We start from the raw sequence: 20186 nt of genomic DNA, 5'->3' as shown, positions 1-20186 counted from the left end.
ATTGAATGAAAAATTATTTACTGCTTGTGTTTTTAGCAGCGATTTTTGGAACGACTTCCATCCCATCATAAAGGACATCAATATTATTGAGTGCCACTTTATCTCCAGCTTTCAAACCAGATTTTACAAAATAATCTGCTCCAGCGCTTCCCGCGATTTCAATTGGAACCATGGCTATTTTGTTACCTTCTTTCAGAATAAATACAAAAAATTTATCTTGAATGTCTTTTACGCTCGCCATTGGAACTGTAATCACAGATGATAAACTTTTGTTCAAGACAATTCTTGCCGAACCTCCAGAACGCAATTCTTTTTTAGGGTTTGGAAATATCGCTTTTAAGGCAATTGTTCCTGTTGCACGATCGATGTTTCCGCTGGCAACTTCTAGTTTTCCTTTTTGATCATACTCGCTGTCATCGGCCATAATTAAACTTACGGTCTGATTGTTTTTTGCATCTTTCGAAAAAGCCAAGTAATCTGCTTCGGTTAAAGAGAAATAAACAAATACGCTGTTAATCTCTGAAAGTGTCGTTAACGGAACAGCATCATTTGGCGTAACCAAATTTCCGATACGGTTTGGAATACGGCTAATATAGCCGCTCACAGGAGCTTTAATCAAAGAGAAATCGGCATTTAACTGAGATGATCCTAAAGCGGCTTTTGCTTGTGCTACTTGTGCTGTTGCGGCTTCGTAATTGGCTTGAGCTGTTTTTAACTGCATGTCTGAGAAAACTTTTCCTTCAACCAAAGGTTTGATTTTCTCTACTTCCAATTTCGCATTCGCCTGATTTGCTAAAGCGCTTTTGTAAGCTGCACGACTATTATTTACTTGTTCAGCATAAACATCGCCTTTAATTTTAAAAAGAGATTGTCCTTTGGTTACATAGTCTCCTTCTTTCACATAAATAGCTTCAAGGTATCCTGAAACCTGAGCTTTTATATCTACGTTTACAGTACCTTCGACTGTACCTGGATATTTCTTTTCTACTTCTCCTGTAACCGAATTGGTCTGAAGAAAGTCTACTTCTGGCTTTGGAGGAGCCATTTGTGCATCTCCGCTTTTTCCGCATGAAGAAAGGGAGATCATTATCAATAAAATTGCAATCCTGCCAATTGCTTTATTATTTTTAAAAAACTGTTTTGTCATTTTACTTTTCATTTTTAAATGAATTACCTCAAATTTGGCAGCAAAATAACAGCGTAAAACCGCTTTTTTAAGGAAGAAATTTACCCAAACGACATATTTTGATACTGAAACGTTGACTTGGGTTTATGCCACGAAGGTGCTAGGGCGCGAAGTTTTTATGCCACGAATTCACGAATTTTCTCCAATTAAATTCTTGTGTGAAATACTGCAGATAATTTCTCGAATTTTTATCGCCAAGTTGGTAAAACGCAACGTTTGTCATTTCGACGAAGGAGACCCGAGCGATAGCGAACGGATGAAATAAATCTCCACGAGAAACTCTACAAAGATTGGCTATAGATTGCGGAGCTACTTGTGGAGATTTCTCCTTCGTCGAAATGACAAAAATGAGAGCAAAACATCATAAACACAGGAAAAAATTAGCGGAAATTCGTGGAATTTGTAGCAAAAAAAATTCGTGAATTCATGGCAAAACAGAAAACCTTAGAATCTCAGCATCTCAGAACCTTAGCACCTAAAAAACTACCTATCCATCCACTGTTTAAAGAAAGGAGTCTTCTCACGACTAATGATTACCTCTCGTTCGGGATCTAGTTTTAGTTGAATTTTAAGTTTTGCGTTGAAGTAGTTCGCAATAGATTTAATGCTTTCGGCACGAATGAAAAACTGACGGTTGGCACGGAAAAAGATATTCGGATCTAATTCCTGCTCGAGTTCTTCCATAGTTTGCGGAATAGAGATAATGACACCAGATTTAAGAAATAAATTGCTGGTTTTAAATTCAGAATATATAAAGTCGATATCTGAAACGTCTACGCTTTTGTAGCCATCGCGATAGGTTACTAAAAAGCGCATTCTGAAAACTGGCTTTTCAATCAGTTCTTTTAAAATTCCAGCGATATTGGTTACGTTGGATTCGTTTTTATTTAAAGATTTGAATTTGGTTAATGCAAATTCCAATTCGTTCTTTTCGATAGGTTTCATCAAATAATCGATGCTGTTTACCTTAAAAGCACGAATTGCATATTCGTCATAAGCTGTGGTAAAAATTACTGGACAAGTGATATTGATTTCATCAAAAATAGCAAAACTTAATCCGTCGGCTAGACGAATATCCATTGTGATCAAATCTGGACAAGGGTTCGATTTTAACCATTCGACTGTATCCACAACAGTGTCAATGATTCCTAAAATTTCACAATTAGGTTCCAGTTCTTCGAGCAGTCTTTTTAAACGGCTGGCGTTAATACTTTCATCTTCTACAATTAAAATTTTCATAACTTTTAAATTAATGGCAGACGTACCTCATAATAGCTGCTTGATTCATTAAAAATCGGCATTCTTTCGGATAAAATTTTATAGCGGAATTCGATGTTTTTATTTCCAATTCCTGTTGAAACCAGACTTTTTCCAGCAGTTCGCTGCAAGTTATTACGAACAATAATATCTCCAGAATCAGAAAAAACAGTAATTGTAAGCGGATTAGTCAATGTTGCCATATTGTGTTTTACTGCATTTTCTACCAACAACTGCAAGGTCAAAGGCGGTAAATGAAGTGCTAAAGAAAGAGAATCAACCTCAATTATTAAATCGATTTTATCCCCGAGTCTTTTCTTTAGTAAATAAAAATAAGCATTAAGAAATTCTATTTCTTCTTTTACGGTAATAGTATCTTTATTAGAGTTCGAAATCATATAACGATATACTCTCGTTATATTTTCTAAAAACGAAGCCGCTTCTTTCTGATCTTCATAAATCAGCTCTGTCAATGTGCTGAAATTATTGAACACAAAATGCGGATCTAACTGCATTTTTAAAGATTCTAATTTCGAGCGCGTTACTGCTTCTTGCAATTCTGATGCTTTAACTTTTAATTCAGCGGTTTCTATAGCATTTAAACGCCATCTGTTCAGCAGAAATATTCCGGTATGAATGGCACTTATGAAAAGCGAAATAATGGCGGCCATAATTTTAGACTGCCAAATGATAACCAAATCATTTACTTCTAAAGCTGTACATGGATATAAATAATCCCAAAGGCATGAAAAAAAGTAATTTAAAAGTATATTTCCTGCAATTAAGCAGATAAATTGGGCAATAGCCCTAAAAGCTGGATTTTGTTCCCAACTTATGTAATAGTTTAATTTTCGGCCAACAAACAAAGTAAGTTCTGTAAGTATGGCGCAATACAATAAAATAATGAAGATATCGAAGGTCTGATCTAAGTCGAGCAAACCTTCCTCTTCAAAATTTCTATACGGATTCAAGAAATAATAAGACGAAAGATAGACCAAAAAAACGGCTGGAATTACTATAACCCTGTAGTATTTATAGAAAAAATTCTTGCTCGATTTTTTATTTTGGTTCTTTCTCCCCATTAATTCACCCAACTTGTAAAAATTGAAAAATCCTATTTAATTAGTGTTCTACTAAAACACCTTCTGCCTTATTGATGGCTGTAATAGTTTCAACTGATTTTCTTTCACGCATTACACCCCATTTCAAGCAAGTTGCTCCCCATGAAAATCCTGCTCCAAAAGTAGTTATCAATACATTCTGTCCTTCTTTAAAATCGTCTTTGAAATCCCACAAACACAACGGAACTGTTGCAGATGTTGTATTTCCGTAACGATCAATATTTACTTTTACTTTTTCAAAATCAATTCCTAAACTTTCGCCTACAGCTGTAATAATTCTCAAATTAGCTTGGTGTGGAACTACCCAGTCAATTTGGTCTGCTTCTAGCTCATTTTTTGCCAAAGCATCTTGCGAAACCTGGCTCATTGCAGCCACCGCTCTTTTAAATACAAAAGCTCCGTCTTGTTTTAAATAGTGTGTTCTGTGCAAAAGACTCTGCATAGAAGTTGGATTTCTAGAACCTCCAGCTGGTACAGCCAAAGAAGAAACACCGCTTCCGTCTGTTTTAAGAATCGTTTTCATTAAACCTGCATCAGATTCTGTTTTTTCTAATAAAACAGCTCCTGCTCCATCTCCGAAAAGAATACAAGTATTACGATCTTCATAATCTACGATAGAGCTCATTTTGTCTGCTCCAACGATGATTAACTTTTTGTAGCGACCGCTTTCGATCATGTTTGCTCCCATTTCTAGTGCATATAAAAATCCGCTGCAAGCTGCATTCATGTCAATTCCAAAAGCATTTGTAAGTCCGCTTTTATCGCAAACAATACTTGCTGTTGGCGCCAAAATGTGATCTGGAGTTGCTGTAGCTACTAATAAAGCTTCTATTTCCTCGCGATCTACATTATAATTTTCGATAAGATTTTCAATCGCCGCTGCGGCAAGATCAGATGTTGCTGTATCGTCGTCTGCGATTCTACGTTCTCTAATTCCAGTTCTTTTGATGATCCATTCCTCCGATGTATCAACTGTTTCTGAAATTTTCTTGTTGGTCAGAATTGATGATGGTACGTAACCACCTATAGCTGTAATTACTGCGCTCATTGTTTTTTGTTTTTTTTTAAGCTTTGTACTCTTAGAACCCAATGCTTATACCTTTTTCTTCTTTTTGACAGCTCATATTTAGGAATAAAATCTTTTTGAGCCATCGCAGGAAACTGCACCAGTATTCCTTAAAAGCTAATTAAATCTGATGGCAATAACTTTATCTGAGAAATAATGTTTTAAAAAAATCTTAACAAACTAAAAACATTATACAAAATCCAATTAAAATAAATTAAAAACCTATACAAAGCGTTCTCTCGGTCGTACTCGGTACAGAACCTTTAATTTATTTTATTTTTAAAATCATACAATGCGATTTCAGTTTGCAGATAATTCCCCATTTTTAGCTGTTGCCATACTGATAAAAAAACCTATCTGCATTAAGTTTTTAGAGTGCCACAAAATTAATTTAAAAATATCTGAAACAAGCAGACAATTAAGAATAATTAACAAAACTGCCTTAAATGTTAAAATATACTTTTGAAATTCGGCAATCAACCCTCAAAATTATAGAATCCCTAAAATCAAAAAAAATCTGTTAAAATTTATTTTGATAAAATTTCCTCAAAAAAACCTTGTAATTTTTATATCATTATTTTTAAATCAAATCAATCTTTAATAATTCGGAAACGCCAATAATGGGATATCAAGACCCGCTGCCAGAATCCTAGTTTTGCTTCTGTGGACTAAAGAATCCCAGAAACCATACTTTTGAGGCACCATAATCAGCAAATCGGCCTCATAATTTTTAATTTCTTTTCTAATTTCGTTAATAACGGCATTCGACCTTACCGTTTTATACATGTATTTTACATCTTCAAATTCTTTTTCGATATTCGAATTCATCAAAATTCTGTGCTGTTCTTCTTTCAAATCATCTAATTTATCGTCTACGCTAAAGAACTCAATTTCCGCGCCAAAATCTCCAAGAGCATTTTTGATCCAGCTAAACTTTTTAATAGCCGAAAAGCTTAAGCTATCACAAGCGTACAATACCTTTTTGATATCTAAGAAACGTGCATTTTCTGGAACAGCTAAAACGGGAATAAGCAAACTTTTAATCGCTGTTGTAGTTGAATTCCCCAATAATTCCTGCTCAAAAGAACGTTCTGCCATTCCCATTACTACAACATCTGCATTTGTTTCTTTGATAATTATCGGAAGTTCATCTTCCAAAAACGAATAAGTACAAATTGAAGCGGTTTCAATTTGATGCGAATCAGCTATTTCTTTGGCTGCATTCTCAAGCTTAGAAATAGCTCTGTCAATCTGCTTCTGCATTGCATCTGCAGTGATATGTGAGTTGGCACTGTGTACACTTAAAGAAAACGAATTAAATAAAACCAATTTTGCGCCAGTAGCTTTTGCTAGTCCAGCTGCGTAGGCAACGGCGTTATTTGCAATATCAGAAAAATTTGTCGCGGCGATTATAGTAAGAGGTGAAATCATAAAAAAATAGAATTAAGCTTTCTGCAAAATTGCTCAATTATATGCTTTAAACCTTTTTTATATAACTGAATAATCAATTTTCACGACCCAACCGTAAAATATCATTCCTGAAAAAATAGCCTTTCCTTTTTTGTTTCTTACTTTAAAAAAGATAAAATGCAGGTGTGATTTAACCACGAAGCACGCAAGGTTTTTTACTCGTTGGAATTTGTAAAAACGCAAAGATCGCAAAGCTGTATAGATAAAGCTGATGAAAATTGCTCGCAATCACGAAAGCTATCTGGCGCGAAGCTATAAAGAATTATATTTTTAAAGCCACAGATTAATAAGATTAAAATGATTTTTAAACCTTAAAAAAATCTACGCTTATCTGCTTAAATCATTTAAAATCTGCGTGAAATAAACCTTTGCGACTCTGCGACTTTGCCAGATTAAAAACCACAATATTTGCACACAAACCTTTGCGAACTTAAAACCTCCAGCATTTATATATAAAAGAATCTTAGCGTACTTTGCGGTAAAAAAACACCAACTCACTCCCTGTCCAGTTCACCCTAAAGTTTGTCCGTTTCAACAAGTTTCCGATTTCGTTTTAAAGGCTTTCAACGCACATTTGTACCGTTAAATAACTTTAAATATCAAAATCATGAACTCAAAAACAACAAAAATTATCTATTGGACAGGCGCAGTATTAACTTCTTTATGGTTTGGCGCAAGCGGTTTCTTCGAATTAACAAACAATCCATTAGTTTGGGGAATCACACAACAACTAGGTTATCCAGCACATTTCATTTACATCCTTGGCGTTTTTAAAGTAGCTGGTGTTATTACACTTTTAATTCCGAACAAATTATTACGATTGAAAGAATGGGTTTTCGCAGGCGTATTTTTCGATATCATCTTTGCTTTCTTTTCAAAAATTGCCGTTTTAGGTTTCGGCGCCGCAACAGATGCTATTATTGCTTTTGTAATGGTAAGCGTAACATATGTTATGTACAGAAAACTGTATACAGCAACTTATACACCATCAGCAATCAATTAAAACAAAAATACATTAAAATAAAAATGCCTAATAATTGATATTAGGCATTTTTATTATTTCTTACTCTAATACAAACTAAGATGAAAAAGATCATTCTAATTCTCTGCTTTATACTTTCAGCCTTGTTTTTCATAAGCTGTTTTATGTTTCCAGGATTATAAAATCAAGCCAATTAATTTATCTTTTCTCAGATAAATTAATTGGTTTTATCGGTTTTCTAACCAGCTTAAAAATGCCGTTGCTTTTTCTTTTCCAACTAATAATTTTTCTTCTGTCGGAACACTTAATTTTACGATTATTTTACGCGAAAAATAATGTTCTGCTTCGCGAATGGCCGAAAAATTAACCAAATATTGTCTGTTAACCCTAAAGAACTGAATTGGCGATAAAAGCTTGTGAATTTCATCTAACGACTGCGTTAACGGATATTCATTTTTATCTAAAGTCATAATCATTGGCGTTTCGTTTTTGATAAAGAAAAACGCAATATTCTCCGTTAAAACGGTTTGATATTTATTGTTTTTGAAAACTAAAAAACTACTTTTTCCTTTATTTTCACCAGTTCTAGTCAACAAATAATCAAAATCGGGCATGGCTTTTTTGTTTCTTTGAAAGAAATTTTTCAGTTCTCCTGCTTTCTTTAAAGCTTGCGAAATGCTATCTCTCGAAAAAGGCTTCAAAACATAATCAATTCCGTTTGATTTGAAAGCTTCAATGGCATAATCATCAAAAGCAGTACAGAAAATTACAGGCGACAAAACCTCAACATTCTTAAAAATCTCAAAACACTGACCGTCTGCCAGCTGAATATCCATAAAAATAAGATCGGGCTGATCGTTTTCTAAAAGATAATCTACTGCGCCGTCAATGCTTTGTATATATGACAAAATCTGAACATCGGGTCTGATGCTCAGAATTAATTGGCCAAGTGCTTTGGCTGTTTTTACTTCATCTTCAATTATTATGATAGTCATAATTAAGTGGTATTTTTACTTTAAAGGTAGTTTCGTCTTTGTCAATTTCGATTTCTTTACGAATCAGGTGCATAAAACGCTGGTTGATATTATCTAAACCAACACCTGTAGACACGGCGCCTCTTTTGAGTTGAATTTTATTTTCAACTACCAAAAACTCGTTTTCTGTATAAAGTCTTATTTTTAAAGGTTTGTCTAAAGAAACGACATTGTGTTTGATGCAGTTTTCGATTAATAACTGCAAAGTAAAAGGCGGAATTGCCGAATCGTACTGTTTTGGATCAATTTCGCTTTCTAAGACAAATCCGTCTTCGAAACGCGCTTTTAGCAGATATACATACGAATCTAAAATTTGAAGTTCTTCGCTCAACGGAATCAAATCCATTTTTCGGCTTTCTAACGTAAATCGATAAAAATCGGATAATTTCAAGATAAAATCAGAACTCTGCGGATCTTGGATATCCACCATCGATTTTAGCGTATTCAAACTATTAAACAAAAAATGCGGATTTACCTGCTGTTTCAGTAATTCGTATTGAGCGCCGAGATTTACTGCTTTTGTGCGTTCCAATTCAACTCCCATCTGTTGTGTTTGATAATTTTGAAAAAGCAAATGCAAAAACATATACACAATCAAGTTGATCAAAACTCCGCGAAGTTCAAACATAATTGGCGCATCCATTTTTGAAACCTGAAACAGTTCCTGATGCGCAATTACCAGAATCACCATTAAAACAATCCCTAGAATAACACTCAATAAAAGTTTCCAGTTAAAAAGACTTTTATTGGCATGATTAGCAGAAAATTTTGGTAAACTGTAGATGTTGTAATACCATATAAAAAGGGAAAACAACAGCGTAATCGAAGAATTTATAATAAGGTCTCCAGGTGTAGAATCGGCATCAAATAATTTAGGTATCGAAGCCATAACTGCCAATGCAATCGAACTTCCCCAAATGACTTTGAGCGAAACCTGAAAACGTTTTGTTTTTTCCATATTGTAATTGGTTTGTTATGATCAAAGATAAGTTTATTTGAAAAAGATTTCACGCAGATTTTTAATGATTTTAGGAGATGTAAGCAGATAAATTTTAATCTCGCAAAGCTTTCTATTCTCATTTTTTGTCATCCCGAGGAACGAGGGATCTCCGTAAGAAACTCCGCAAACAAAATCGACAATCTTTGTAGAACTACTCGTGGAGATCCCTCGTTCCTCGGGATGACAAACTGTGTGGCAAACTGAAAGCAAAGAAATCCCCGTGAAACAAAAAAATCAAACCCGTTTAACTCCCAAAATAGCACCTGAATTCATATCTTGAACAAAGCCAATGATTTCAAAATCCTGTGCATTGTAATTTTTAGGAAGATGAACAGATGCCGTTCCTTTTTTGTTTTTATTTAAATCTATAGATTGAAGATTCCGAACAATTTGATAATGCGATAAAACCCGATGCGCATTCTCGCCTCTTTTTACATTACTTTTGGCTTCTTTCTGAACAACTGCAAGCAATAGACGACTATTTTTTGAAGTGCCTTCAACACTATAATTTACAGAAATTGAATTTTCATTTTGATTTGCTTCTAAATTTAAACTTGCTAGAGCTTGTTTAGAAAGTGCCGATTTAATTCCGTTTCGCAAACTCGTTTCCTGAGAACCGATATAATCTGTTTTTCCGTTAATGATTACTTGAGGCGTGTAGATTGGTTCTTTTCCTAGAAATTGCGCATAATCATATTGTCTTTTAGTGAAATCGGCATTGCTGAAAATATCCTTCCAACCTTGTTTGTCCCAATAATCAACATGATACGCCAATACATAAACGTTTTTATCACGATATTCATTCTGAATTTTTCCCAACAATTCATCTGCTGGCGGACAGCTCGAACAGCCTTCTGAAGTATATAATTCTAAAAGTGCAAAACCTTTTGAATTGTTTTGACTAAAAACGCTGTTTCCAATTAAAAAACACAGCATAACAAAGCCACTTAAAATTTTTATCTTTTTCATAATTACATTTATTAAACCTGACAGGTTTTAAAAACCTGTCAGGTTTGTTAAGAGTAGAGTTTTCGAATCAACTCATAACTCATAACTTAAAACTATTAAAGAATATTAATCTCAACGTTTATATTTCCTCTCGTTGCTTTAGAATATGGACAAGTCTGATGCGCTTGCGCCGCCAAAGCTTCTGCTGTTGAAATATCAATTCCTGGAAGACTAATATTTAATCTTGCTTGAAGCGAATATTCTCCTTCTGTTACGCATAAATCTACTTCAGCGTCTACAGCGGTTTCTGCTGGAAGTCTAACGCCAAGTTTAGAAGCCGCAATTCCTAAAGCTCCAATAAAACAAGCTGACCATCCCGCAGCAAACAACTGCTCTGGATTTGTTCCTGGACGTGAAGATCCCGGCGCGCTTAATTTGATATTCAATTGTTCGTCTGAACTTTGAGAAGCTCCTTCTCTACCGCCTGTTGTGTGTGTTTTTCCTGTGTATAAAATTTTTGTGCTCATGATTTTTTTGTGTAAAATGTTATTTGTAAAATGTGAAATGTTTTTTGTTTTTTGTGAAATGTAAAAAGTAAAATGTGAAAGAATGATTCACCATTATTTAGATACGTCGATTATTGCTTGAGCAAAAGCCTTCGGATCTTCTTGCGGAACGTTGTGTCCGATTCCTTTTAGAATTCTGTGTTCGTATTTTCCGGTGAATTTGTTTGCATAGGCTTTTCCATCCGCGAAAGCGCCGTCAAAATCACTTCCAATTGTAATAGTTGGGACTTTAATTTCAGGTTTTGTCGCCAAACGTTTTTCCAAATTATCGTATTTTGCTTCACCTGCTTCTAGAGATTGTCTCCATCTGTAATTGTGAATCACAATCGCTACGTGATCTGGATTATCAAAAGACTGAGCAGTTTGATCGTAAGTTGCTTTATCGAAGTTCCATAACGGAGAAGCGATTTTCCAGATTAGTTTATTAAAATCGTAAGTGTTCTGAGTGTAACCTTGTCTTCCTCTTTCGGTTGCGAAATAATATTGGTACCACCATCCTAATTCGGCTGTTGGAGGAAGCGGTTTTAAGTTTGCTTCTAAGTTCACCACCAAATAGCCACTTACCGAAACCAGACCTTTTACGCGTTCTGGCCAAAGTGCCGATACTACAACTGCTGTTCTAGCTCCCCAATCGAAACCGCCAATTACGGCTTTGTCAATTTTCAGTGCATTCATAAAAGCGATAATATCACTTGCTAAAGCCGCTTGCTGACCGTTTCTGAAAGTATCTTTGGAAAGAAAGGTTGTTGTCCCAAATCCACGTAAATACGGTGTGAAAACGTGATAACCTTTTGCCACCAAAAGCGGAACGACTTCGTTGTAACTGTGAATATCATAAGGCCAGCCGTGAAGCAAGATTACTGGAGTTCCGTTTGACGAACCTGCTTCGGTATATCCTATGTTTAATAATCCAGCGTTGATTTGTTTTAATGTTCCAAGTGAACTGCTTACTTCAATTGTTTTTTGTTTTGAAGTTTGTGCTTGGGTGAAAGCTGCATTCATAAAAAGAATAGCGATTAGAATATTTGATAGTGTTTTCATAATTTTTATTATTTGATTAGTTGATTATCAGTTAATTTCTTCGTCAAAGGTATTTTGACAATGCTTGTTTTAAAAGGTAAAAAAAGGTGAAGTGGACAAAGTTGAGGGTGAAATGGACAGGTGTTTATTTAACCGCAAAGAGCGCTAAGGTTTACGCAATGTTCGCAAAGTTTTTTACAAAGCTTTGCGCTTAGTTGTTTTGCCACTCCCGATAGCTATCGGGATAAAGAATTAAAATGATTAAAATCTATAGCTAAACTTTCAATACAAAGCTTTGCGAACTTTGCACATTTCAGCAGAAACCAAGAGTAAAAAACCTTTGCTCCCGATAGCTATCGGGATTGCGTTTAAAATTTTTAGTTTTTCATTACAAGTATCGGTTTCCCCTTTTCTACAATATAAGTCGCAAGTTCTGATGCTTTAGCATTTGTATTATTTTTAGCTGAGTGCACTACGCCTGCCGGAATAAAAAGCACTTCGCCCGCTCTTAGTGTCACTGGCTTTTCACCTTCGATCTGATATTCCAGCGAACCTTCAACTACATAAATCACTTCTTCGCCAGGATGAGAATGTTTCCCGAAAGCTGAATGTCCTTCAAAATCAATTCGTGCCTGAACCATTTCTTTTCCTGGAGTACTTAGATCATGTTTTTGCAAATCAATGCGTTTTACTCCCTGTGCTGCAATCTGATTCGGAACTAAAAAGGCAATGATTCCTAAAACAATAATTGCGATTATAACCCATGTTTTTTGTTTTTTCGTTTCCATAACTTCTGATTTAAATTATTTGTTTTCGTTAATTTCTTTGTCAAAAGTATTTCGATAACCCTTCTTACGAAATCAGAAAATAGGTGAAACGGACAAACTTCAGGGTGAAATGGACAAGCCGTGAGTTGTGATTTGTGAGATGTGAAATGTTTGAGGTTTAACCGCAATCCCGATAGCTATCGGGAGCAAAGTTTTTTTGCTTATAGGAATTTTATAAAAACGCAAAGAACGCAAAGCTTTGTCTTTTTTTTTGCCACAGATCATTAGGATTAAAAAGATTTTTCTAATCTGTGTCAATCTGTGAAATCTGTGGCTAGAATAAAAATTCGCTAAGCTTTCTCTTTATTTCTTGCCACAGATTATTAGGATGGAAAGGATTTTCAATCCTAATAATCTGTGAAATCTGTGGCTAAAATAAAAATTTACAAATCTTTACAAATAAAACTTTGCGAATCTGTGTCTTTGCGAGATTAAAAACTTAGTGAGCTTTGCGTAAAATCTTAGCGTTCTTTGCGGTAAAATAAACAGCAAAAAAAAAAATCAGGATTAGTGTTTTATCACCATCCTGATCTTTCTGAATTAATTTAACCTTTACTCTATATTTTATCTTCTTCCTCTAAAGCCGCCGCCACCTCTAAAACCTCCGCCGCCGAAGCCACCTCCATTAAAACCGCTTCCGCCTCTCTGGATGTTTTGGAAATTTCTGGTTTGCATTTCACCTCGATCTCTTGACATGGCCGAACGATCAAGATCGTTTGTTATATCAGGACGTCCAGGTTCTCCAAGCGGTTTATTTGGCTGTCCGAGTGTTTGATTTGCTTTAGGAAAATTATCTCTCTGAATTCCGTCTCCCATACGAGTTTCGTCTCCTAGGTTTTGACCCGCTTTTGGCAAATTATCACGCTGAATTCTTTCGCCAGCACCATTTGCGCCAAGTCCATCATTAGGTCTATCGCGCTGAATCCTTTCTCCTGCTCCATTTGCTCCAAGTCCTTGATTCGCTCTATTCTGAATCCCTTCACCCGCTTTTTTAGATGAACCCAAAGTTCCTGCTTGCGTCCAGCCACCATTTCCGTTATTATAATGACTCCAGTTTCCGTTGGCATCTCTTTTATAAACATGTCCGTCGTGACCAGCATAGAGATTATTATTAGTATGAATTGTTGTTCCTCCGCCTCTTCTGTGTGTAATTACACCTTTATCTCCGCCCGAAGTTTCATAACCAATTGCAGTTCCGCGTCGGGTTGTAATATGTCCCGTCTGCGCCCACTGATTCCCGTTTGTCGCAGCCGAATGTCCCCATTGTGCATACGCATTATGTCCTTGATTGGTTCTAGCATAATTACCCGTCCACGGATTATAAGTACTTGCAGCCGTGCGCCCGCCATACCATCCTTGTACGCTTGCAGAACGCCCGTATCTTCCTGTTGCAGGATTATACCAAGCCGAAGTTCCAGCTGCGCCATAAGGCCCGTAAACGCGTCTTCCCGCGGCGTAACCGCCTGTCCATGGATTGTAGACCGCTCCTCCTCCGTACGCATAAGGCCACGGACGATAAATCGGATACAGTCCGCCGTAATACATATAAGGCGGATAATACCATCCTGTGCCATAAGTCAAAATAGCGCCAAATGTTGCTCCAATAATAAAAGCGCCTAAATAACCAGCTGTTGCACTACTTTCAACTGTTGTATCGGTTGTAGCTTGCGTTACATACGTAACATTATAGACTGGTGAACTTGGCGGAATCGTATAAATTTCTTGCGGAACAGAATCGCAGGTTTTCCAAGGTCCGTTTGGACTGGTCGACATAAACCAAACCGCCTGAAAGCACAAATAATACAAATCGCCCACTTTTATAATTTTCTCTTGCGTATTGCTTGCATATTGCATTTTAGTTCCATCGATAGGTTTAAACTGAGGCGTTCCACCATCATACGATACTTTTACTTTCGCTTCAGCATCCGATTTCTTTAAAATAGCCGTTGTCGGAACTTGCGATAACATTACAGCATCATTCGCTTCCTGCGTTCCAGGCACAGATGACAATACATTGGCACGCGGAGAATCTTTCGGAATTTTAGCAAAATCAGCAGGAAGACTATTACTGGCATAGCTCCACGGTCCAGTTAGATCTTTAGATTTAAACCATCTTCCAGACAATAATACATAATACTGACCTTTGTTTTCATCAGCAAAAATATCATTCTCGGTATTGTCAATATATAACAATTTAGTTCCTGGAATTTTAACGAATTTCGGACTTCCGTTTATCGCAATCAACTCTGCAGGTTTATTGCTGTAGAAAACCTCTGGAGTTCCGCCAGAAGAAGGTGGCGGAATCATTTTCTTAACATCATCAAAATTCTGACCCGAAGGCAGATTACTTAAACCCACAGGCAGTTTGGTTGTTTTAGTCCATTTGCCCGCCACATTTTTCGAAGTCAGCCAAATATTCTCTACCAATAAATAGTAATCCTTTGTGGTTTTATCAAAAAACAAATCCCAATTGGTATTTACCACATATTGAATATCCGTTTTTTCTACAGGCACCAAAACCGGTTCGCCTTGCACGATAAGCAAAATCGACGGATTTGTACTGTAAAAAATCGCAGGAGGATCATTTTTAGCCGCAATTCCCTTTGGCGGACTTTTAGTATGACTTAAATCTGCCAAAATACGATCTACCGAAATAGGATCTCCGCTCTGAGGCAACGTTTCTTTAAACAGCTTTTCCATTTCTGGCACTTTCTTTTTGTCCAAAGCAGGAAAACGTATATCGGTTATTTGAATATTTTTAATAAAAGCGCTTCGGTTATCTTTATCTACCAAAGTTTCCGCTTTCAAAGAAGCCACACCTAAAACCTGTTTTCCATCTTTTGGAGTCAGCGAAAAAGCCACTCGAGCAGTAATTTCTTTAAAATCTTTCCAATCGTCTACCTGAGGCTGATAATAAACCAGTTTTGTCCCGTTATTTTCGGCTTCGCGAGGCCAACCACGATCGGCAATTAATGTCGAGTCGGCAGTTTCAGACTTTCCAGTTTCAGAACTTGACTGCTCCGTATTTTTATCTTTTTTGCAGGAGAACAAAATTGCACTCAAACAAACTCCAAATATTAGAAAAGCATTTCTCATAAATTTAAAAGTTAGATTATTCATTGAAAATTTATTTTCGCGATCGTCGTATAAAATTCTTTCCTATAAAATTAAATTCACCGCATAAATAAAACTACAAATCAGCCGCTTACTTTGTTTCACATTATAATTTGAAACCAAATAAGTGTCAAAATGACCTTTCTTTTCTAGAACCAAAATTTTAATCTGAACCCATAAATTGAGCAAAAATGAAGCATTGATATTGATTAGGAGCTATTTCCTGCTATCCGCTATATCTTTTGTGGCGAACCCCGCCACAAAAGGATGCCGCTACTATCAGGGCTAGAACACTCATTTTCAAAAGGAAATTTTTTGGGAAAATATTATTTAAGAATTGTATTACTTTTTGCAGTATTAAACCAACTTCTTTTTTGATATATTTGCAGTCCTAAAAGTAAAGTTATGATCTCAGAAAAAAAGTTTGCCCATGTGGTATGGTGGCGGTATTGGAAACAACCGCAACGCTCACTTTACAGCGTAGGACACCTAAGCCACGTGGGTTTTATATTTCCTTAAAGTAAAGTTATGAGTACCAAAACCCTTTCAAAAGAAGCCGAAATCGGTCTAATGAATTTCTTCAACGACAGAATTGACCCACTCGATATGGCGAGAGCCATAAGACAGGTAAATCTAACCCTCGCATTGGGCGTTCTAAACGATCAAGAAAACATTCAGTTAAACGCTGCCAAACTTGGAGAAAGCTTCTATTGGCTCAATGAATTAGCCGAAATTTTAGATCCTTATCTGGATTTGGAGTAAAAAGGTTCTTTTTTTTTGAAAAAATTAAAACCCTTGGTCTTTTTAAGATTGAGGGTTTTGTTTTTATGATTAGGAGAAAATACCGTAGAAATACTTATTGTTTAGAGTACTAATTATTATTACTCTTGTTAAAAAAATACATAATTACGGTAAACCGTAATTAAATAATAGAAAATCGTTTTAATATTACACGATGATATTCTGATGTCTTTTTAAAATCAATAAACTATAGATTCTTAATAATAAAATATGGCAATTTCAGGTGCGGATTTCGAAAAATTGGTGGAGCCTTATTTCAGAACTTTATTTACCAAAATGGGCTTTTTAGTAATTCAAGTAAGAAGGCAAGATTCTGGTACACAAAATGGTTTTGATATTAGTGTACTTTTCTTTGATGAAAATGAGAAAGAAAGAGAAATTTTCATAGAATGTAAATATTATACAACATCCCAATTAAACTGGTCAGAAATATTTAATAAACAACTTCAGCTTGAAGCTTCCAATCAAACTGCGACAGCTTTTATCCTATTATCTCCATTAAGAAATCTTAGTAACATAGATCATGATATACAAGCTAAGGCTATTAAACTTTTTAAATTCCCTGTAGAGTTTTGGACGCCTGATAAACAAGTAGAAACTTTCTTTGCATTTGATGAAGAACTATATAAAAAGGTTTATGACAAACCTACCTTTGATTTAATATTGGATAAAGAAAAGGAACTTGAATCTTTAAAAATTAAAATCAATATGCTTTTGAATAAAAAAGATTCTTTAAAATATTTAGACACAATCAGAATTACTGATTCTCCTAATGAACCTTCAGAAGATATTGCTTTAAAAACAAATTTAGATGAAAAATTAAATTCAATAATATCTAAAGATGACACTATTAGAATTGAATACCACAAAACAAGAGCTAATTATAAAGTCTATCTAGAAAGTCTGCAAGATTTAAATACCGAATTAAGAAATAATCTTCTTTTATGGGAATCTGATTTACGTTTAAAAGCTGATAGATTAACTCGAAAATTCAAAATCGACAACACTTATACTGCTGAAAATTTTTTTTATGACTTTTTTGATGAGGCAGAAAAAGAAATGCTAACTTTTTGTAATGATTTTGAATTAAAAGGAGACAAACAAAAGTTATTAAATGGAGTTGTTTTTGAATTGGCAGCACAATGCCCTTTAGATTGGCGAAAAAATGGAAATAGTTAAACATTTAATAAATTCAATTACACAAAAAGGGCTTGAACCTAGTATAAATTTAGATAGACCAAATTACGTCCAACCCGAAGACAGAATTCAATTCAGAGCAATGAGATTAATTATTATCTTAGGAAAACTTAATACAGATAATGGCTTAAGTAAAGAAATAATTTCATGTGTGGATTTCTTACTTAGAAATGAACATTTTCAAACAAAGTTTATTTTAGAATATTATGCAGGGAAAAAAAACGTTTTAAATAAACTCAATACTATTGAAAAAACAAATCAAATTGAAATTGATTTTAATATTGTTCAATATAAAAGTGTTCCTTGGGATTTAAGATTTAACGACATGTTAATGTATTTATTTATAAGAGACTTAATCGATTACAAAGTTGATAAAGACAATAAAAATACTCGAATCAAATTAAGTGAACAGGGAATTAAAAATTTTAATTTATTAGAAAGTATATTTCCTTCAGAAGTTAATTTCTTATCATTATTTGGAAAAAGAATGGACACTAATAAAACTATAAAAATAATAACTGAGATTATACCTAACTCATATTGGAAGCAAAATGCCGAAATTGATTATTAACAGATTAATTTATACCGTCGAAACCGAGAATGAAAAATATGGTGCTGACGTTCCTTTTCATCCAGGGCTTAATATTATTTACGGACCTAATTCAGTGGGGAAAACCAGCATCGTTACTGGTATAATATATGGCCTTGGATCGGAAAAAGGATTAGGAATTTTTAAATCTGATCAAAATCCATTTAAACCTGAATTTTACAAATCAATAGAAGGAAAAACCGTAACAAAGTCTTATTTGATATTAGAAATATCAAATGGAATAAAAGAGTATTCAATTTTTAGATATATAAAAGGAGGAAATACTGATATAGTAGCGGTTAAAGAAGCAAAAGCGAAGGATTTTAATAAAAGTAACGATCATAAAAGGTATATAGTTAATGGGGAAGGTGTATTTTCTGAAAAAGGGTTTCAGAAATTTCTTTTTGATTTTTTAGAATTAAATATTGTCGAATTACCAACTTACGATCAAAAGTTCTCCAAACTATATTTCGAAAATATTCTCCCGCTTTTCTTCGTAGAACAAAGAGCTGGTTGGTCTCAAATACAAGCTAGACAAGTTACCAGATATAATATTCGCGATATAAAAAAAGTTGTTTTCGAGTACATTATGGGTTTAGACAAATTTAATCTACATCTTATAGAGATAAAGAAGAAACAACTTGATGCAGAAATCAAAAAATTATCTGACGAACTAGAAAAAAAAGAAGAAAATTTATCAATTATTGCAAATGCAAACAAAATTGATGGAATTCTTATTGTTAATTCTAGCCCAATAGGTAAAACAAGTATTTACGATTACATAAAATACTTGCATAATAAATACAATACTGAAACTAAGACCATTAATTCAATCACAAGTCAAAACAAAAGTTATGAAGACAGTAACTCTAAATTAAGAGAAAACCTAAAAAGACTTGACTATGAACTCAGAACTTTGAATAATCGGATAGAAAAAATATCTTCAGAAATTGATGGTTATCAGAATTATCTAGAAAGAATCCAAAAAAACAAATATAAAAACAAGCAATTGAAAAAAATTCAAGAATTATCAATTGAATTAAACATTACTACTTGTCCTGTTTGTGAAAATCCTCTAAATCGTAATCTAGAAGACGAATGTCATTTGTGCCATTCAGATACAAGAAAAAAAATATCTTCTCCAGAAGAGAATCTATCTTTTCTGGAAGACGAAGAAAATACTTTTAAGAAAGTAATAGCGCAAAGAAATCTAGATCTAAAAAAATTAGACGAACTAAGAAATAGACAAAAAGATAAAATATTACTTTACGAGAAACAATTAGATCAACAAACTCAAACATATGCAGGAAAAGAATTTGCAATTTTAAGGGAGAAAATATTAGAAGTAGATTCAATTTTTAAAGAGTTTGAACGATATAAAAGAATTACTGAAAGATGGGAGAATTTAAATCCAACAAGAGAAGAATTAAATAAGTTAAATAAACAACTTGAAAGAATAAAAGAAAAAATCAATAAATACACCCAAACAAGTAATGATTATAAAATACTAAAAAGTATCAAAGACAACATTCATACTAATTTAAAAGCTTTAGGGATTTTTAAGTCTAATCAAAATTTAATTAATGATATTAAAATTGATGAAAACGATAATTATTCTCCTTATCTAGATAATTATGACATTTATAATATATCTAGCTCCAGTGATAATATACGTATAATATTAAGTTATTATCTATCTCTTTTACAAACTTCACTAGAGTTTAAAACAAATACCAAAATAAAGTTTCCAAATATCCTAATTTTGGATGAACCAAAACAGCAAAATTTAGATAATGATTCATTAATAAACTGTGTAGAAGAAATGGAAAAAATTCCATCAAATGAAGCGCAAATAATATTAACAACTTATAGTGAATTAAAAAGCGACAGAGATAAATTAGAAAAGTACATTAATTATGAAATGAAAAATAAAACAGATTATTTATTAAAAAAAGTAGATACTAAATAACATTTGGTTTCTATTTATTTAAAACATTAAAACTAATCT

17 protein-coding genes are annotated in these 20186 nt (G+C 34.2%); 5 read left to right on the top strand and 12 right to left on the bottom strand.

Annotated features, from left to right (window positions below; translation table 11 throughout):
- Window positions 1-13: 13 nt before the first annotated feature.
- The 5 genes from OZP10_RS19620 to OZP10_RS19600 form a co-directional block, all read right to left on the bottom strand.
- Window positions 14-1147, bottom strand: a complete 1134-nt coding sequence (locus OZP10_RS19620; protein ID WP_281632371.1) for an efflux RND transporter periplasmic adaptor subunit — start codon at window positions 1145-1147, stop codon at window positions 14-16.
- Window positions 1148-1669: 522 nt separating this feature from the next.
- Window positions 1670-2425, bottom strand: a complete 756-nt coding sequence (locus OZP10_RS19615; RefSeq protein ID WP_281632370.1) for a LytR/AlgR family response regulator transcription factor — start codon at window positions 2423-2425, stop codon at window positions 1670-1672.
- Window positions 2426-2430: 5 nt separating this feature from the next.
- Entirely contained in the window at window positions 2431-3525 is a 1095-nt protein-coding gene (locus OZP10_RS19610) for a sensor histidine kinase (RefSeq protein WP_281632369.1), read from the bottom strand.
- Window positions 3526-3565: 40 nt separating this feature from the next.
- Window positions 3566-4612, bottom strand: coding sequence for a beta-ketoacyl-ACP synthase III (locus tag OZP10_RS19605; protein ID WP_177209785.1), 1047 nt, complete (start codon window positions 4610-4612; stop codon window positions 3566-3568).
- Between the two features lie 615 nt (window positions 4613-5227).
- Window positions 5228-6061 (bottom strand): universal stress protein, encoded by an 834-nt coding sequence (locus tag OZP10_RS19600; RefSeq protein WP_281632368.1) that lies wholly within the window; start codon window positions 6059-6061, stop codon window positions 5228-5230.
- Window positions 6062-6707: 646 nt separating this feature from the next.
- Between OZP10_RS19600 and OZP10_RS19595 the strand changes: the two genes are divergently transcribed.
- Entirely contained in the window at window positions 6708-7103 is a 396-nt protein-coding gene (locus tag OZP10_RS19595; protein ID WP_281632367.1) for a DoxX family protein, read from the top strand.
- Window positions 7104-7309: 206 nt separating this feature from the next.
- Here the strand turns inward: OZP10_RS19595 and OZP10_RS19590 are convergent, their stop codons facing one another.
- The 7 genes from OZP10_RS19590 to OZP10_RS19560 form a co-directional block, all read right to left on the bottom strand.
- Window positions 7310-8077 (bottom strand): LytR/AlgR family response regulator transcription factor, encoded by a 768-nt coding sequence (locus OZP10_RS19590; protein WP_281632366.1) that lies wholly within the window; start codon window positions 8075-8077, stop codon window positions 7310-7312.
- Entirely contained in the window at window positions 8058-9074 is a 1017-nt protein-coding gene (locus tag OZP10_RS19585) for a sensor histidine kinase (protein WP_281632365.1), read from the bottom strand. The genes OZP10_RS19590 and OZP10_RS19585 overlap by 20 nt, the downstream gene beginning before the upstream one ends.
- A 276-nt stretch (window positions 9075-9350) precedes the next feature.
- On the bottom strand, window positions 9351-10085 hold the full coding sequence (locus OZP10_RS19580) for a DUF1223 domain-containing protein (protein WP_281632364.1): 735 nt from the start codon (window positions 10083-10085) through the stop codon (window positions 9351-9353).
- A 95-nt stretch (window positions 10086-10180) separates the two neighbouring features.
- Window positions 10181-10591, bottom strand: a complete 411-nt coding sequence (locus OZP10_RS19575; RefSeq protein ID WP_281632363.1) for an organic hydroperoxide resistance protein — start codon at window positions 10589-10591, stop codon at window positions 10181-10183.
- A 93-nt stretch (window positions 10592-10684) separates the two neighbouring features.
- Window positions 10685-11671, bottom strand: a complete 987-nt coding sequence (locus OZP10_RS19570; RefSeq protein ID WP_281632362.1) for an alpha/beta fold hydrolase — start codon at window positions 11669-11671, stop codon at window positions 10685-10687.
- 356 nt (window positions 11672-12027) lie between these two features.
- Window positions 12028-12438, bottom strand: a complete 411-nt coding sequence (locus OZP10_RS19565) for a cupin domain-containing protein (RefSeq protein ID WP_281632361.1) — start codon at window positions 12436-12438, stop codon at window positions 12028-12030.
- A 603-nt stretch (window positions 12439-13041) separates the two neighbouring features.
- A complete protein-coding gene (locus OZP10_RS19560) occupies window positions 13042-15597 on the bottom strand; it encodes a dermokine domain-containing protein (RefSeq protein ID WP_281632360.1) in 2556 nt (851 codons plus the stop codon).
- A 522-nt stretch (window positions 15598-16119) separates the two neighbouring features.
- Between OZP10_RS19560 and OZP10_RS19555 the strand changes: the two genes are divergently transcribed.
- The 4 genes from OZP10_RS19555 (at window position 16120) to OZP10_RS19540 (ending at window position 20147) form a co-directional block, all read left to right on the top strand.
- Window positions 16120-16353, top strand: a complete 234-nt coding sequence (locus OZP10_RS19555) for a hypothetical protein (protein WP_281632359.1) — start codon at window positions 16120-16122, stop codon at window positions 16351-16353.
- A 249-nt stretch (window positions 16354-16602) separates the two neighbouring features.
- Window positions 16603-17571 (top strand): restriction endonuclease, encoded by a 969-nt coding sequence (locus OZP10_RS19550; RefSeq protein ID WP_281632358.1) that lies wholly within the window; start codon window positions 16603-16605, stop codon window positions 17569-17571.
- The gene (locus OZP10_RS19545) at window positions 17558-18160 is read left to right on the top strand and encodes a hypothetical protein (RefSeq protein WP_281632357.1); all 603 of its coding nucleotides are present in this window, start codon (window positions 17558-17560) and stop codon (window positions 18158-18160) included. Before OZP10_RS19550 ends, OZP10_RS19545 begins: the two co-directional genes overlap by 14 nt.
- Complete coding sequence (locus OZP10_RS19540; protein ID WP_281632356.1) at window positions 18141-20147, top strand: AAA family ATPase; 2007 nt, start codon at window positions 18141-18143, stop codon at window positions 20145-20147. The genes OZP10_RS19545 and OZP10_RS19540 overlap by 20 nt, the downstream gene beginning before the upstream one ends.
- The last annotated feature ends 39 nt before the right edge of the window (window positions 20148-20186 follow it).

This window comes from Flavobacterium luteolum (assembly GCF_027111275.1).
GTDB lineage: Bacteria > Bacteroidota > Bacteroidia > Flavobacteriales > Flavobacteriaceae > Flavobacterium > Flavobacterium luteolum.
This window is presented reverse-complemented; position numbering and strand designations above follow the sequence as displayed.